Source organism: Corynebacterium aurimucosum, assembly GCF_046895345.1.
Taxonomy (GTDB): domain Bacteria; phylum Actinomycetota; class Actinomycetes; order Mycobacteriales; family Mycobacteriaceae; genus Corynebacterium; species Corynebacterium aurimucosum_G.
Window position 1 is genome coordinate 354,430 of sequence record NZ_CP160096.1, and the last position, 15,798, is coordinate 370,227.

The 15,798-nt window shown below is 58.2% G+C and carries 15 protein-coding genes; 12 read left to right on the top strand and 3 right to left on the bottom strand.

Annotated elements, in window-relative coordinates; translation table 11 throughout:
* The first annotated feature begins 6 nt into the window (after positions 1-6).
* Positions 7-438, top strand: a complete 432-nt coding sequence (locus tag ABZS45_RS01820) for a hypothetical protein (RefSeq protein WP_412100423.1) — start codon at positions 7-9, stop codon at positions 436-438.
* A gap of 311 nt (positions 439-749) precedes the next feature.
* Here ABZS45_RS01820 and ABZS45_RS01825 read toward each other — a convergent pair whose 3' ends face one another.
* On the bottom strand, positions 750-2,051 hold the full coding sequence (locus ABZS45_RS01825; protein WP_412100424.1) for an MFS transporter: 1,302 nt from the start codon (positions 2,049-2,051) through the stop codon (positions 750-752).
* A gap of 38 nt (positions 2,052-2,089) precedes the next feature.
* Here ABZS45_RS01825 and thrC point away from each other — a divergent pair, with 38 nt between their 5' ends.
* The 5 genes from thrC (at position 2,090) to ABZS45_RS01850 (ending at position 5,791) form a co-directional block, all read left to right on the top strand.
* A complete protein-coding gene (gene thrC, locus ABZS45_RS01830) occupies positions 2,090-3,535 on the top strand; it encodes a threonine synthase (RefSeq protein ID WP_412100426.1) in 1,446 nt (481 codons plus the stop codon).
* Between the two features lie 4 nt (positions 3,536-3,539).
* On the top strand, positions 3,540-3,692 hold the full coding sequence (locus ABZS45_RS01835; RefSeq protein WP_412100427.1) for a hypothetical protein: 153 nt from the start codon (positions 3,540-3,542) through the stop codon (positions 3,690-3,692).
* Positions 3,664-4,533, top strand: a complete 870-nt coding sequence (locus ABZS45_RS01840) for a trypsin-like serine protease (protein WP_412100428.1) — start codon at positions 3,664-3,666, stop codon at positions 4,531-4,533. Before ABZS45_RS01835 ends, ABZS45_RS01840 begins: the two co-directional genes overlap by 29 nt.
* Positions 4,534-4,551: 18 nt before the next feature.
* On the top strand, positions 4,552-5,082 hold the full coding sequence (locus tag ABZS45_RS01845) for an NUDIX hydrolase (RefSeq protein WP_412100430.1): 531 nt from the start codon (positions 4,552-4,554) through the stop codon (positions 5,080-5,082).
* 127 nt (positions 5,083-5,209) lie between these two features.
* Positions 5,210-5,791: an META domain-containing protein gene (locus ABZS45_RS01850; RefSeq protein WP_412100431.1), complete on the top strand. Its 582-nt coding sequence runs from the start codon at positions 5,210-5,212 to the stop codon at positions 5,789-5,791.
* A gap of 35 nt (positions 5,792-5,826) precedes the next feature.
* On the opposite strand, the gene ABZS45_RS01855 is transcribed toward ABZS45_RS01850, so the two are convergent.
* The gene (locus ABZS45_RS01855) at positions 5,827-6,795 is read right to left on the bottom strand and encodes a TDT family transporter (RefSeq protein WP_412100432.1); all 969 of its coding nucleotides are present in this window, start codon (positions 6,793-6,795) and stop codon (positions 5,827-5,829) included.
* Positions 6,796-7,513: 718 nt separating this feature from the next.
* Between ABZS45_RS01855 and ABZS45_RS01860 the strand changes: the two genes are divergently transcribed.
* The 6 genes from ABZS45_RS01860 to ABZS45_RS01885 all read left to right on the top strand — a co-directional run bounded on the left by ABZS45_RS01860 (position 7,514) and on the right by ABZS45_RS01885 (position 14,083).
* A complete protein-coding gene (locus tag ABZS45_RS01860) occupies positions 7,514-9,367 on the top strand; it encodes an HtaA domain-containing protein (protein ID WP_412100434.1) in 1,854 nt (617 codons plus the stop codon).
* Positions 9,368-9,377: 10 nt separating this feature from the next.
* Complete coding sequence (locus ABZS45_RS01865; RefSeq protein WP_412100435.1) at positions 9,378-10,424, top strand: heme/hemin ABC transporter substrate-binding protein; 1,047 nt, start codon at positions 9,378-9,380, stop codon at positions 10,422-10,424.
* Positions 10,405-11,448: a FecCD family ABC transporter permease gene (locus ABZS45_RS01870; RefSeq protein WP_412100437.1), complete on the top strand. Its 1,044-nt coding sequence runs from the start codon at positions 10,405-10,407 to the stop codon at positions 11,446-11,448. The genes ABZS45_RS01865 and ABZS45_RS01870 overlap by 20 nt, the downstream gene beginning before the upstream one ends.
* On the top strand, positions 11,448-12,242 hold the full coding sequence (locus ABZS45_RS01875) for an ABC transporter ATP-binding protein (RefSeq protein ID WP_412100438.1): 795 nt from the start codon (positions 11,448-11,450) through the stop codon (positions 12,240-12,242). Before ABZS45_RS01870 ends, ABZS45_RS01875 begins: the two co-directional genes overlap by 1 nt.
* Positions 12,235-13,272: an HtaA domain-containing protein gene (locus tag ABZS45_RS01880; RefSeq protein ID WP_412100440.1), complete on the top strand. Its 1,038-nt coding sequence runs from the start codon at positions 12,235-12,237 to the stop codon at positions 13,270-13,272. Before ABZS45_RS01875 ends, ABZS45_RS01880 begins: the two co-directional genes overlap by 8 nt.
* Positions 13,273-13,441: 169 nt before the next feature.
* On the top strand, positions 13,442-14,083 hold the full coding sequence (locus ABZS45_RS01885) for a heme oxygenase (biliverdin-producing) (protein ID WP_412100441.1): 642 nt from the start codon (positions 13,442-13,444) through the stop codon (positions 14,081-14,083).
* A 188-nt stretch (positions 14,084-14,271) separates the two neighbouring features.
* Here ABZS45_RS01885 and glnA read toward each other — a convergent pair whose 3' ends face one another.
* Positions 14,272-15,705 (bottom strand): type I glutamate--ammonia ligase, encoded by a 1,434-nt coding sequence (gene glnA / locus ABZS45_RS01890; RefSeq protein ID WP_412100442.1) that lies wholly within the window; start codon positions 15,703-15,705, stop codon positions 14,272-14,274.
* Positions 15,706-15,798 lie beyond the last annotated feature (93 nt).

Here is a 15,798-nt window from a genome sequence, read left to right on the forward strand (position 1 = left end):
GTGGCCGTGAAGTCCAAGCAGATTATCGCCGTATGGGTCCTCGTGGTGGTGGCAGTCATCACCGCCGTCGGCGCGGGCTGGTGGGCTACGGAGCGGCACCAAGTGCCGGAGGGGGCATTGACGGTGGAGCAGGTGGTCGACGGCGGCGTCCCACAAGATCCGTCGGTAGGCGCCGAGCTTGACCCGGCTGAAAAGGATCGCATTGTCTCGCTGGCGGAAGCACTGGGGATTCCATCGGAGTCAGTGCCGCGCGGACTTCTGTCGGTGGCATCGGATAGGTACCGCTCCCGTCAGATGCTTGAGGCTGATTTGGAGAAGGCCGTCGAGGCAGGCGCCATCACGAAAGATGATGCGAAAGGTGTCCTCGCCGCCTTCGATGCCGGTGTTGTCGCCCCGGTGGAAGGTCCGATCTACGTGGAGTCGACCCCAGCAGAATAAGCCTGTCCGCCACTCGCGTTGAGTGCGCTGCCATGGAGCTCACAGGGACTGGCAGGTGATGCGCAGTCAATGAGGATTTGCCTTGCAGCCGTAGCTCTTAAGCTCACACGCACAGATAACGAAACGATAAAGGTTGGTGCGTTGAGGTGGAAAAACGACGAAAATTACGCGAGTTGCTGAGAACCGCAGTGGGGGTGAGCATCGCTATTGTCGTACCCATCGGCGGTGGGCTCGGGGTATTTGAAGTGGCCAACGGGCTGCCCCTTGAGGCGCCGTTGAGCGCCCTGGCCTTCCAGTAGCCCAGCCCCTTTTTAACCCACCTGCACGATTTTGGCGTGCGGTCCTTCCTCCTCGCCCCGGCTGCGCAGGATGTGGGTGATGAGAACGCCCACGATGCCGATGCACCACACGCCGAAGACTGCCAAGGCGGCGAGCTGGAAGTCATGGAAGGGATAGTCCGGCCCATTGCCCACGTGATCGAGAACCATGCCGACGAGCTGGGCGCCAAAGACAGTCGCGGTGAATGCTCCCATGTTGCCCAGGCCAGTCGCCGTGGCCACGACGGTGCGGTCGAGGTTTTCTCGGACGATGTCGAAGCCGTAGTTTGCCACAGGTGAACACAGGGCCACCAGGCTGATGAGGATGAACAGTGACAGGTAGCTGCCACCGAAAAGGAAGAACAGGACCCACACTGCGCAGTGGATAGCCACAAACCCCAAGGCCAGCCAGGGACGGAAACCCCTAGCCCGGGACGATAACCTGCCGTGCAGGGGACCAACCAGCACCATGCACACGCTAAACCACGTCAGGACCCAGCCGGCGCTAGTCTTAGAAAAATCCATGCCCGCGGTCATCAGGGGCACTCCCCACAGCATGACAAACACGTTGGTGGCTCCCAGACCAATCCAGTGAATGAAGAATGCCTGCCAGGCTACGGGGGAGAGGAAAACGGTGGATAACAGTGCGGCAGTGCTCTCCGGTTTCGCGTTCGGTTTTTCCTTCGGCTTGGGCACGATGCCGAGTGATTCTGGGGAATCCGCAACCGCCACGGCGGCCGCAACGGCGATGAGAATGCCCACCGCACCCAAGGTAACGAAGGCCATGGTCCACCCGCCCCAGCCCAGCAGTATGGCAAAAGGCAAGGCGGACATGAACTGACCCAGCTGCCCCAGCGACGAGGTGACCTGGGTGAACATGGGGGTGCGGTGCAGCGGGAACCAATAGGGCAGGATGCGCATCACGGAGAGGAAGGCGGTGGCATCACCCGCGCCGATCAGCAGGCGGGCGGCGATGGCTACCCAGTAATTACTAGTGAAACCGAGAAGCACTTGGCCGAGTCCCATGATGACGGAGCCAACGACGAGCAAGCGCCGTGGGCCGAATTTATCAATGAGCATGCCGGTAGGGATCTGCGCCAGTGAATAAATGCCCAGTTGTACAGAGGTAAAAACCGCGATGCGTGAGGCATCGACGTCGAAGCGATCAATGGCCTCGAGGCCGGCCACGCCAAAAGATGTGCGGCCGGTCATCGCTATGATGTAGACCAACACTGCAGCTACCCACACGGAGAGAGCCTTAGTGGTAATTACATTGCGAGGATGAGGGACCGACATGGCTGATACTTTACGCGGCACCAACTAAGATGCAGGGGGTGAAGTACATTTCGACCCGCGATACCGACCGCCAGCCCGCTTCCTTTACGGATATCCTCCTTGGAGGTTTGGCTCCTGATGGCGGCCTCTACCTGCCGGAAACTTACCCCCGCATCGATGACGCCACCCTGACTAACTGGCGCCAGACTTTGGCGGAGGGTGGCTACGCGGCCTTGGCCGCGGACGTGCTCAAGCTTTTTGTGGATGATATTCCCGCAGAAGACCTCGAAGGAATTGCCCAGCGCGCCTACACTTACCCCAAGTTTGACCACGAGGAGATCGTCCCCGTCAGCGAACTGGGGGAGAGCCTTTACATTGGCCACCTCTCTGAGGGGCCAACGGCCGCCTTTAAGGACATGGCCATGCAGATGTTGGGCGAGCTCTTCGAATACGAGCTGGCCCGCCGCGGCGAGACCCTCAATATTCTGGGCGCTACCTCTGGCGATACCGGTTCCTCGGCGGAGTACGCGATGCGCGGGCGCAAGGGCATCCGTGTCTTTATGCTCACTCCGGCTGGGCGCATGACGCCCTTCCAGCAGGCCCAGATGTTTGGCTTGGATGATCCGAATATCTGCAATATTGCCCTCGATGGCGTCTTTGATGATTGCCAGGACGTGGTCAAGGCTGTTTCGGCCGACGCTAATTTCAAGGCAGAGAACCGCATCGGCGCGGTCAACTCCATTAACTGGGCTCGCCTCATGGCGCAGGTGGTCTACTACATCAATTGCTACCTCAAGGTCACTACGGAAAACACCGAGAAGGTCTCTTTCAGCGTGCCCACGGGCAACTTCGGGGATATCTGCGCCGGTCACATCGCCCGCCAGATGGGCCTGCCCATCGACCGACTCATTGTGGCGACCAATGAAAACGACGTGCTCGATGAGTTCTTCCGCACCGGCAGCTACCGCCCGCGCTCCTCGGAGCAGACGCACAAGACCTCCTCGCCGTCGATGGATATTTCCCGCGCCTCCAACTTTGAGCGCTTCGCTTTTGATCTGCTGGGCCGCGATGCCGCACAGATTAAGGAACTGTTCGGGACGAAGGTGAAGGAAGGCGGGTTTAACGTCGACAAGCAGGCGCTCGACGCCGCCCACGCGGAGTACGGTTTCCTGTCCGGTTCCTCGACCCACGCTGACCGCCTCGCCACAATTAAGGATGTCCACGAGCGCTACGACGTGCTGGTGGACCCGCACACGGCTGACGGCATCAAGGTCGCCCGCGCGGTACAGGAAGAGTATGGGGTCGACACCCCAATCATCTGTCTGGAGACCGCCCTGCCGGTGAAGTTTGCGGAGACCATCGCGGAGGCCATTGGCAGCGAGCCAGAGGTGCCGGAGCGTTTCGCCGGCATCTTGGAGGCCGAGCGCCACGTGACGGATCTACCCAATGATGCCGCGGCGGTGAAGGACTACATCACGCAGTACATCAAGAGCACGGAGGTTTAAGCCAATGGCACAGGAACAGTTCTCGGGCCCGGAGTACTACACCGAGTTTGACCCGGAGAAGTTCATTCGTGACATGAAGCAGGTCGCTGAGATGGAGAAGGAAAACAAGGAGAATAAGGCGGACCCGGGTGAGGTTGCATCCGCGAAGGAAGACTAGGCCTTATCTTCTAGGGACGCTCAGCACAGCAGCGCTGGCGCTGGCTGGGTGCATAGTTCCGACAGGCGGTGCCCCTGTTCCCGGGACTACCTCGGGCACGTCTGAGTACACCACTATTGATCCGGCCCCGCCGCAGACGCACACTCCGGGGGCGTCCCCAGTCCCGCCGGGCGCGGCGGTAGACATCACCGGCACGCAGCCCGTTCCCGGCGAAGATTTTTACGTCTCCCAATGCACGGTGGCGTGGAGCTTTGTGCTTGACGACGGCCGCACCATTGCCGTTACAGCCTCACATTGCGGTACGCCGGGGGATACCGTGTGGGCAGGTTCCCCAGACGGCGAGTTTGTGTACCCAGCCGAGCCAGTCGGGACCATCATTTATTCCGATCTCAGCACACCTGAGACGCACCACCTTGATTTCGCTTTGGTGGAGATCACCCGGCAGGCAGAGTTCTATGCCCCACAGGCTATGGACACCAGCGTGGTTGTGGCTGGGCAGGAGGAACTTCCGGATGAGGTATGCAAGCTGGGGCGAATCACCGGCGAGACGTGTGGCCCGCTAATGCAAAGTGAGGAGTTTGGGAAGCTCAAGTTTGATGGCCGCACGGTAGATACCGTCTCAGCGAGTGCCCAAGTCTGCTCCACATACGGTGATTCGGGGGCGCCGGTTTTCGGTGTGCCGGGCAGCCCCTATGAGGGAGTGATCGTGGGTGTTTTATCGGGCGGGACCGATGCAGCCGCGGGCAGTGGGGGCTGTGAGCACGGCTCGGAGACAGAGATATCCTTTACGCCTGCTTCAGATATTGATGCACTCCTGCCGGAAATCTTGGCGCAGATCTAAGGCGCTAAGATTAAACCCATGCCCACACCTGATTTTATTGTGTCTCTGCGTGAGAAGATCGGTCACGAGCAGCTTTTTCTTCCCGGTGTGACCGCGGTTATTGTGCGGGCGGTGCCCACCGGATCCGCCATCTGGGAGCTGCCGTCCGTGCTGCTGGCCCAGCGCGCCGATAACGGTACCTGGGGTCCCATCTCCGGCATCTGCGAGCCCGGGGAGGAGATTACGGCGACCGCACTGCGTGAGGTTAAAGAAGAGATCGGTCTTGATGGCCGCATCGAAGCGCTTCTTGGCGTCGGTCAGGTGGGCCCAGTGGTCTATCCCAATGGCGATGAGTGCATGTTCATGGATACTGCCATCCGGGTCTCTGTTCCGGATGGTGCGGAGCCGGTGATTTCCGATGAGGAGAACCTAGCCGCGCAGTGGTTCTCGGTGGCGCAGATGCCGACGTCCGTTAGCGCCCGCCACCGCATGATCATTGGAGATGCCGTGGCACAGATGAAGCACCCACAAGGCTTCCGCCCGCGGATGGGCTACGTTAAGCGCACTTAAACCCCAGCGCAGTGCCGTTTCTGCGAAGCTTGTCTGAGGGTTTAGAGTGTTGGAGTTGCCGTAAAATATCATCAGAAACGCATGATATGGGTTGATGCTGCCGGTGATGCTCGATAGCTTCGGGGCCATGATTTCACGCACACTGAAGAAAGCAACCACTGCAACCGCGTTCGTCGCCCTCGCCGGCGGCGTCCTGGGTGCCGGTACCGCCGGTGCGCAAGAGATGTCCTCCGCCGACTCCGTGAAGACCAGCCAGATTCAGGAGCTGAGCTCGCGCCTGTTCGGTGACTCCTTCTCCTCCTCGAAGGATTCGGAAGCACCGGAAGGCTCTGGCTTGATTGAGAAGTATGAAGACGTTGACGGCCTGCAGGACAAGCTGCCGGCTGATGAAGCACAGAAGGTTCTCAACGGCACCTTCACCGCAAAGAAGAACCCAGCGATTTCCGTGACCTTCAATGACGATGGAACCCTGAACTTCAACGATGGTTGCAACTCCGGTAACGGCAGCTACAAGCTGGATCAGACCGATGCCATCGTGGTGGAGAATCTGAACTCCACGATGCGTGCCTGCGCCCCGGATGAGATGGCTGATGCCGATGCGCTCAACGCCATCCTCTCTGCAAAGCCGGTGCTCATGCCTGTAGAAGGAAACACCTTCGCACTGGGCAGCCAGGGCCAGGTCATTCAGTTTGAGAAGGCCGAGAACTAAGGCTTCCTAGGCATCCAAATTTTCGCGTGGCGGGGCTAGTCCGAGACTGGGCTGGCTCCGCTTCGCTGTGCGCGCCGGCCTTCGATGAGCCAGCTAATGAAGCGGCAGGAGCAGGCAGACCAGTGCGTGATAAGGAGTATGGGAATGCTGAGCGCGATGAGGTCTAGGAGCTCCGAGCCATTCACTAGGGCTACTTGGTGCCCGCCCATGCTGACCGTTCCCGGCGGGAAGGTACACGCCCACCACGCAGGCGAGTAATCCACCCAGCGAGCAACATTGGGATAGAAGGTGACCATGGCATAAAGCGCGAGGGGAATGGCGATCACCATGGCGCTAAGCCCGTAGTAGACAGAGAAACTACCGGGGTAGAGAATCTGCATCGCGGTGGTGGATTGGCCTACAACGCCTAGCGGAACCCAGGCCGTTGCGGAGTTGGCGCCGGTGAGATTGACCTTGCCGTGCCAGGCGGCCCAATATACGCGGATGAAGATGGGGACCGCGGTGGAAATAGACATGATGAATAATACGGTGCCCATAACGTGATAGGCATGCCCGTAATCCAGCGCGAGGAAGCCGGCCACGGAGGAGGAAATCATGGGGCCCACCAGCGGCAAGCCCCAGGTAAAACGCGGCTCGCCGTCGAAACGGGTTAGCTGGATGGCCCATGTGATGACGGTAACGGGACCGCCTATCCAAAATCCCACCAGGCGGAAAATCCCGATATCCGTCAAACCCGACAGTGCTGCGCCGAGCGCCAGGATGCCGATGAAGTACATGGACCATTCAGCCATGGAGGTTCGGGCAAAGCTGGGCTGGCGGTAGAGCGCGAAACCTACTGTCAGCACGAGGAGAATGACGCAGGACAGTGCTGCGAAGATAGCAGAACCTGTCAGCATGCCTTCCTCAACGAGCAGCCGGGAGACGATGGAGGTGCCCATGAGGCTGCCGCCCCACGCGGGGCCGGGCGGTGGCAGTTGGCGGAATTTCTCAGTCACAGCTGGCATGGTAGCTGTATCCACCAACTACTGTCCTATTGCTGTGCTGAACTTTGCGGAATCGGTCTCTTGTGGGGTGGGCAACCTGCCCGTATATGCCTGCTAGCTTTGAGGATCGGGCTCGCGGGGTTACGGAAGCTTGGGTTTGTTATAGGTTTGAGTCAGGTCCTTCAGGCACATCCGCGCGTCGGGCCTGTATAGCCGGCATGTACCACGTTACAGCGGCTGCCAGGATAGCCACTGCGGAAGCGCTCCATGTGAGAAACTCATCTGGGGTAAACCACCATGCGGTTACGGCGAGTACACCGAGCACGAGCCATAAAGCGGGGATAAGGGGGCTAGGGTTTTCCACCCATGGTTCTTGGGGGAACCGGCTACGCGCTTCGGTACGGATGCGCCGGGGAGTTTTTCGGGAAAGCGCCCAAACGCAGCCGACAACAAACACCAGCCCTGCGCCAGCGATGAGTAGGTCTCCCTTCACTCCGCCGAACATGAAAACGCCGACGGCGAATGCTAAAGCCACGCGTTCCGACAAGGTAGGGGGGAACTTTTGGGTCGGATCTACGTCTGGGTAAATGCTCCTGAAGATAGCTGTGTGGGGGTGGCTGTGCATGCTGTTTCCTCCGGTCTAGTTGATATGTTGACAAACCTGCTAATTTAGGGCAGGGTTACCTAAACAAGGTAAGCCTAGCCTATAATTAGTACTGGATGAAACAAGGTTCTCAACATGATTCGCAATCTCTGGCGCTCAGCATGCGGTGTGATGATCGCAGCTCCCCTTGCTCTCGGCGCCGTTCCATTTTTGAACAGCGCCCCAGTAGCTCACGCAGAGACTTCCTGTACGTGGAACTGGGGGATCAAGCAATCCTTCCGAAGCTACATCAAAGGCAATATCGCCCGCGGCGGCTGGGGAGCCAGCGGTATCGGCTTTAGCGGTGATGAAAAAGGCAACGGTGCTTTTGTGTTCCAAGCAAGCGCGCCCACGTCCTCTGGCGGTACAGTCACCATCCCGTTCCAGGGCGCGCTGAACTTCACAGGACATGACGGGGTTCTCGACATGACAATGTCGGATTTCAAGGTCATTGCTTCCGGTGACCAAGCAAAAGTGACGGTTGACTACGTTTCTTATGAACTGAACCGAAGCAACTACACCCGCGGGTCCCTTATTAAGGGCGACGATGAGGTCATCGCCACCATTAATCTGCAGGAGCCTGTCAAGGACAACGGCTCGGCAGTGAACCTGGCGGGAACCACGTCTCTTAGCGCCGGGGGAGTCAAGCTCTTCACGGGCTTCTATGAGCAGGGCGAAGAACTCGATCCTTCCTCAGGCACCATCGCGTTGGATGGATCCTGCTCTGGTTCCGGCGGTGCAGACGACAATGGATCTGGCTCGAAACGACAGCTGAACTCTATTACCGGCAACTTTACGGGCTTCAACAAGGAAGCCATGGCTATGTTGTCCGAAACCAATGACACCATGAACGGTGTCACCACGTTTATGGGTAATACACAAGCCTTCTTGGATGAGCTGGACTCATTCAAGAAGCGAGGCGACACTAACTTGGCTGCGGCTCCAGCGGCGTCGGCTAGCACGCAGTCTGGCAACTCTACCTCCAGTAGCACCAGTACCCCGGGCCGAAGCGCCAACAGCCTTCCAGAAACAGCAGCAGTTGGCAACGGCTCCAGTGTGGGAGCGTCGACAGCTGGAGTGCCTAACTCCGGTGCTTCGGGGGCGACGGGCTCGGCGGATTCTTCGTCAGGGGCAGCCTCTGCAGCCAACGAAACCTGCCAAGCCACCGGTGTGACCCAAGCTAGGGCGCAGTGGGGAGTGAAGAAGTCATTCCAGTCCTATATCACCGGCTCCATTGCGCAAGGAAAATGGGATCTCTCGGGAGTCGGATACAGCAATAGTAGATTCCAGTTTTCCGGCAACTCAGGCGCAGTTAAGGACGGCGCGGGTTCCGTGCGCTACGGCGGAAGCATCCAGTTCACCGGCCACCACGGCAAGCTCGACCTCAATATTGCGAATCTAGAAATCTCCTTCAACGGTAAAACCGGAAAACTAATCGGCGACGTGCGCTCCTCCAACATGGAAGGCGAGAAGAAGGACTTCGGACGTACCGCCATCGCCGACTTGAACTTCACGTCTCTGGATGTGGGAACAGATGCCGTTTCGGGTGAAGCAACAGTATCCCTAACTGACGTTGGCTCTAAGGCATTCGCCGAATTCTATGAGCCTGGAACCCAGCTCGATCCGCTAAGTTTCAACGCCAGCCTGGGAGGAAACGCCGATTGCAACGACGCTGTTGGGGGCAATAGTGGTGGCGGCTCGTCCAGTGCGGGAGATAGTGCCGGCTCCGAGGCGAAGGGCAGTGGCGGCGTCAACTCCGAAGGAGTAGTAAACGCGCTGGACAGTGACTCGTCGCAGGGCTACGAAGATGGTTCAAAGAAATTCCAGATCAAGTCCGCGAGCTCCGCGAACGGCACCACCGATGACCCAGTTACCTACCTCCTCCTGTTCATCGCCGGGCTCATTATCGCCGGAGGCTCCACCAGCCGCCTCATTATGAACAACTCCTAGAAAGATCGCCGTGAAACTTCTCCTACGTTTCCTTTTCCCACTTCTGTGCATCGTGGGATTGACTGCCTGTGGCGTGCAAGGAAGCTATACAGACCAGCTACCGGACCCGCAGGACCTTTCTGACCCGCGCTCCTTCGAAGGCGTTACTGAGGTCAGTGACTTCGCCGATATCGAGCCGGTAAGTACTAAAATCCAGCCCGCCCTTCCGGTGGAACTTACTGACGCTGATGGTTATGACGTCTCCGTCACGGACGTCTCGCGGATTCTGGCGCTCGATATTTATGGGACCTACACCAAAACGCTGAGTGGATTGGGGCTCGCGGACAATATCGTTGGCCGCACCGTCTCTTCCACTGAACCGAATCTGGCGGATCGTCCTGTCGTGACTGAAGGCGGCCACAATATCAATGTTGAGGCAGTCCTAGAACTTAATCCGACGCTCGTTATCGTGGACCACTCCATTGGGCCCCGTGATGCGATCGATCAGATCCGTGAAGCAGGCGTGACCACTGTGGTCATGGAACCGCACCGGACCATCGACTCGGTTGGTGAAGACATCATCACGCTGGGTGAAACCGTCGGGCTACCGGACGAGGCCCGCAAGTTATCAGAGCGCTCCATCGAGGAAATAGATGAGGCGAAGGAAGCCATTAAGACCATCTCCCCCGAGGAGCCAATGCGTATGGCCTTCCTCTACGCCCGTGGAAACGGCGGCGTGTTCTTCATCATGGGGGAGGGGACCGGCGCCCAAGACCTCATCGAAGGAATTGGAGGAGTCGATCTCGCTGCGGAGAACAACCTTTCTTATGCCGAACCTGCTAACGCAGAAGCGCTGGCCCGCATCAACCCAGAGGTGATCATCATGATGACCGATGGATTGAAATCCACAGGGGGAATTGACGGTCTGCTGGAACGCCCTGGTGTGGCTCAGACCATTGCGGGTCAAAAGCAGCGCATCGTCACCATTCCTGACGGCCAGTCCCTGGCCTTCGGCCCCATGACCGGTCAGACACTGGTCAAACTCGCAAAGGCTGTATATGACCCAGACAATGCATAGCGACGTCTTCACACGACGCCGCACTCAGCGGATATCGGTATTCATATTCTTAGCGGTGCTTGCTGTTCTAGCGGGACTCATCTCGATCGTCCTCGGACAGTACTACATTGCACTTTCTGATCTGTTCCCGATTCTGGCCTTAGGGCCGGGGCAAGAGTCCCTCACAGCCAGCGTGGTCTGGAATATTCGCCTGCCGCGTTTGGTCTTGGGGCTCTTCGTAGGCGCCGCTTTAGGCGTTGCCGGCACGTTGATGCAGGCCATCTTTGCCAATCCTCTGGCGGAGCCATCCATCATCGGAGTGACCTCCGGTGCAGGTGTTGGGGCGGCTGTAGCGATCGTCTTCAACCTCACCTTCGTGGGAACTTTCACTGTGCCAGCGCTGGCTTTCTTGAGCGCACTTTTAGTTACTTTCATTATCTACCAACTTGCACGCTATAACGGTCGCGTCACGGTGGTTCACCTGATCCTCACGGGCATCGCCATTAATGCAGTGTGCAATGCAATCATCTCCTTCATGGTGTACCTAGCACCGACTGCCAACCGGGAAGCCATTATTTTTTGGCAGATGGGTTCGTTCAACGGCTCGCAGTGGAAGCACGTATGGGTTGTTTTTCCCATCGTCCTTATCGGTATAGCAGTAGCCCTGCGTTTGGGCAGGCAACTTGACATTCTTGCGCTGGGTGAACGCGCTGCTGTGCACACTGGCGTAGATGTGTCTGTGTTGCGCATCGTGGCAATTGTGGCATCCGCAGTGCTTACCGCAGCTGCTGTGTCCTTCGCCGGCCTCATTGGCTTTGTTGGGCTCATCGTTCCCCACTTGTTGCGCAGCGTCGTAGGACCGCAAAACCACATCCTCATTCCTGCATCCGCCCTAGGTGGTGCGGTGCTCATCGGCTTTGCGGATGTGGCAGCACGAACCTTGATTCCCTTTGCGGACCTCCCAATCGGTATTTTTACCGCCTTAGTTGGCGGACCGACCTTCTTCGTCCTGTTGCGCCGCATGATGCGAAAGGGGGTGCACTGATGCTGAACGTGGACAACCTCACCGTCCAAGTCGACGGGGTTACCCTCGTTGACAGCGTGACCTTTAATGCCCGGCCAGGCGAGGTCACCGGACTAATTGGCCCGAATGGTGCGGGGAAGTCAACTGTCCTTGGCGCGATCGCGGGTGATATCGACTTCTCCGGTGAAATCAGTGTCGGCGGTTTGTCGCCGAAGACCTCGCCCCGTGAGCTCGCACGCAAACGTGCGGTCATGCTTCAGGATGTCTCGGTGTCCTTTGAATTTCTGGTACGCGATGTTGTCGCGATGGGCCGCCGCCCTTGGCGCGGAACGCCCCACGCTGAACTTGACGAGCAGTTTATCGAAGCCGCCCTTGAAACAGCTGGAGCCGCGCATCTCTCCGGACGCGATATCAGCACGCTTTCCGGTGGTGAACGTGCGCGGGTGGCCTTTGCCCGTGTTCTTGCACAAAATACTCCAACAATCCTGCTGGATGAACCGACAGCGGCCCTCGATATCCGCCACCAAGAACAGCTACTGGGTTCTGTGAAAGCCCTAGCCCGCGAGGCAGGAGTAACCGCACTCGTGGTGCTCCATGACCTGAACGCGGCAGCCGCATATTGCGATCACATCGTGTGCGTCTCATGCGGGGGGATCGCAGCTCAAGGGCGCGTGGCGGAGGTTTTTACCGGCCCCACCTTGTCAGAGGTGTACGGCTGGCCAATCTCCGTCAACGAGCTGCAGGTGCAACCGCAGCGCGCCACGCCCACAATCAATCCACTTTTCTCGCATCAACTGGAGGACTTCCATGTTTAAAAAAATCCTGGTGACCGCTATCGCAGCGACGGCGATTACCGTGCCGCAGGCTACCGCGGCAGAAGCCGAATCCTGCACCATCGAATCCGGCAATTTCAATTGGGGTGTCAAGCACTCCTGGCGCTCCTACATCAAGGGACGAATTGCTAACGGTGACTGGGAGACGACCGGAGCGGTGAAGGAAAACGGAGACCCTACGGGCGGTGATTTCACCTTCGGTTTCGAAGTCGATCCGGAAGCGTCCACAGTCTCGGTGGACGAGGCAGGAAATGTGACTGCATCGAAGATCAAGGCTAAAGATTCTTCGATTACGTTCACTGGCCACCACGGAGCACTGTACTCCAAGATGACCAACCCATTCGTACAGACCGAAGGCGATAAGGCCCAGCTCGGCTCCGGCTACGAGGCTTACTTTGTTGAAGGCAAGCACATGACGCAGTACACCCCGGAGGACCGCGTTGAGGCCAACAAGCGCACAGGTGAAGGGGCATTCGGTCACGGTAAGGCACAGTGGAACAAGGACGGGGATACTCTCACGCTTTCGGCTTCCGACGTTATGTACGAGCGGCAGCCCGGAACGAACGATTCTGGTGACGTCGAGGGCGTTGACTTCCTGTTCATGGGTATGTACAGCCATGACTACAACCCCGAGGTGGATAGCGCGCAGCTGACCCTCAAGCTCGCCCCGGGCTGTGGCCAGAAGAAGGACAATGGCAAGGATCCGTCCGACGGGGAGAAGCCGAAGCCCCAGGATCCGTCCGACGGGGAGAAGCCGAAGCCCCAGGATCCGTCCGACGGGGAGAAGCCGAAGCCCCAGGATCCGTCCGACGGGGAGAAGCCGAAGCCCCAGACACCTTCGGAAGACAAAAACCTTAGCTCGGGTGAGAACTCCTCTTCTAGCTCGAAGGCCACCAACTTCTGGAATTACTTCCTAGGCATTGCGACTATTGGCAGCATGATCGCAATTCTGTGGCAAGCATTTGTTAAGTCCGGTGCTTTTGACAGTGCCCGTGCCTTCTTTCAGCGATAAGCGCTAAAGCACACCGCTGACAGTTCAAGAGCGACGTAAAGGGGGTGGGGTGCCGATGAGAATTGGTGCCGCACACCCACGTCGGCCTAATCCCCTTAATTTTCGATTTTGAGTTTTTCTAACCTCAACTGATTTGTAGTTTTTCTAAATAACACCGTGGAGAAGAACAGTGACTACCACTCTCAATAAACCTTTGTCCGTTGCGTTGCGTGAGGCGACTGCGCGTGCGCATGAGCATGCGGAGAATTCGGCATTCATGCAGCGCCTGTTGTCGGGGGAGCTCAATAAGACAGCCGTGGCTGATTTGGCCGGCCAATTGTGGTTTGTATATGGAGCTCTCGAGAACGCCGTTCGCAGCGTGGCGGCTACTCCCATTGCCGGTGCGGTGGCGGATCCACGGCTGGAACGTCGTCAAGCACTAGAAGCAGATCTGAAAATACTCGTTGGCGAAAACTGGGGTGAGGAGATTCGCATTCTTCCAGCGACGAGGACTTATAGCGCGCGCTTAGAAGAAATAGTGAGCAAGCCAGTAGAAGTGGTAGCCCATCACTACGTGCGCTATCTCGGTGATATTTCCGGTGGGCAGGTAATTGCAGCGCGTTTGGGGACCCATTACGGAGTTCCCCCTGAGGCACTGAACTTCTATGACTTCACTTCAATTGGAAAAATTCCGCCCTATCGTACGGGATACCGCGAGCGCGTGGATAGCCTAGAGCTTAACGTTGAACAGCGTGAAACTATGCTCTCGGAGGCAGAGCGGGCGTTCAACTTTAATTCGGGGATCTTCGCTGAACTAGGGCGCCTCTATTAGCCGGTGAAACATCCCTAAGCACTTAGCATGCGTGGCCGGTAGCCCCTGTAGTTAGTTTCAGAAGCTGTGCCATTGGGTTTCCGCGCGCTGGGCTCAACATGACACAACCCACGGAATCCGTGAAGGACACCGTGGGTTGTGTCTTTGCACTGAGTGCTAAAAGAATGGGGCAGATACCCACATATCCTTTAGCAGTCGTAGTACATCTCAAATTCCTGCGGAGTCGGGCGCAGGCGTACCGGCGCGATTTCGTTCTCACGCTTGTAGTTGATGTAGGTCTCGATGAGGTCTTCAGAGAAGACATCGCCCTCGGTGAGGAACTCGTTGTCTTCCTCAAGCGCTGCGATGGACGCCTCCAGGGAGGTCGGTGCCTGTGGGATGGAAGCGGCCTCTGCCGGCGGCAGCTCGTAGAGGTCCTTGTCCACCGGAGCGTGCGGCTCAATACGGTTCTTGATGCCATCGAGGCCCGCCATCATCATGGCGGCGAAACCGAAGTAGGGGTTGCCCGACGGATCCGGCGCACGGAACTCGATGCGCTTGGCCTTCGGATTGGAGCCGGTAATCGGGATCCGGATAGCAGCCGAGCGATTGCGCTGCGAGTACACGAGGTTGATTGGAGCCTCAAAGCCCGGAACCAGACGGTGGTAGGAGTTCAGGGTGGGGTTAGTGAACGCCAGCACAGCCGGAGCGTGGGCCAGGATGCCGCCGATGTAGTAGCGAGCCATGTCGGACAGACCGGCGTAACCAGCCTCATCGTGGAAGAGCGGCTTGCCGTCCTGCCACAGGGACATGTGGGCGTGCATACCGGAACCATTATCACCGGCCAGCGGCTTCGGCATGAAGGTTACGGTCTTGCCAAACTGCTCAGCGGTGTTCTTGATGATGTACTTGAAGGTCTGAATATCATCAGCCGCGTGCAGCAGGGAGTTGAAGCGGTAGTTGATCTCGTTCTGGCCACTGCCCACCTCGTGGTGGAAGCGCTCGATGACAAAGCCTGTCTTCTGCAGCTGCTCCACCATGGCATCGCGGACCTCGCCGTGCTTGTCGACGGGTGCCGTCGGGAAGTAGCCGCCCTTCACGCGAGTCTTGAAACCGGTGTTCGGGGTGCCATCGAAGTTGGTCTCAGAACCGCGGTTCCACCAGCCCTCATCGGTATCAACCTCGTAGAAGCCGTTGTGGACGTCGGTGCCGTAGCGAACCGAGTCGAAGATATAGAACTCAGCCTCGGCGCCGAAGTTACAGGTATCTGCGATACCAGTCGAGGCGAGGTACTCCTCAGCCTTGCGCGCGATGTTGCGCGGGTCGCGGCTGAAAGGCTCCAGGGTGAACGGGTCATGGACGAAGAACTTGATGTTCAGAGTCTTCGCGGTGCGGAAAGGATCCACGAAGGCGGTCTTCGGATCCGGCAACAGCGTCATATCAGACTCATCGATGGTGGTGAATCCGCGGATGGAAGAGCCGTCGAAGGCGAGGCCCTCGGCAGCTGCGTCCTCAGTAAATTCCTCGGCAGGAATGGAGAAGTGGTGCTCTGTGCCGGGGACGTCCGTAAACCGGATGTCAACGAACTTGACGTCCTCTTCCTTGATGAATGCGATGACGTCCTGGATTGTCTCAAAGGACACGGTGGTCTCCTGTTGGTTGACGTGTAGTACTCCCGGCTAGTTTACAGGTATTGGCTGGCTCACTGGGGTGTCTGGGGCACTTGGAGCTAAATT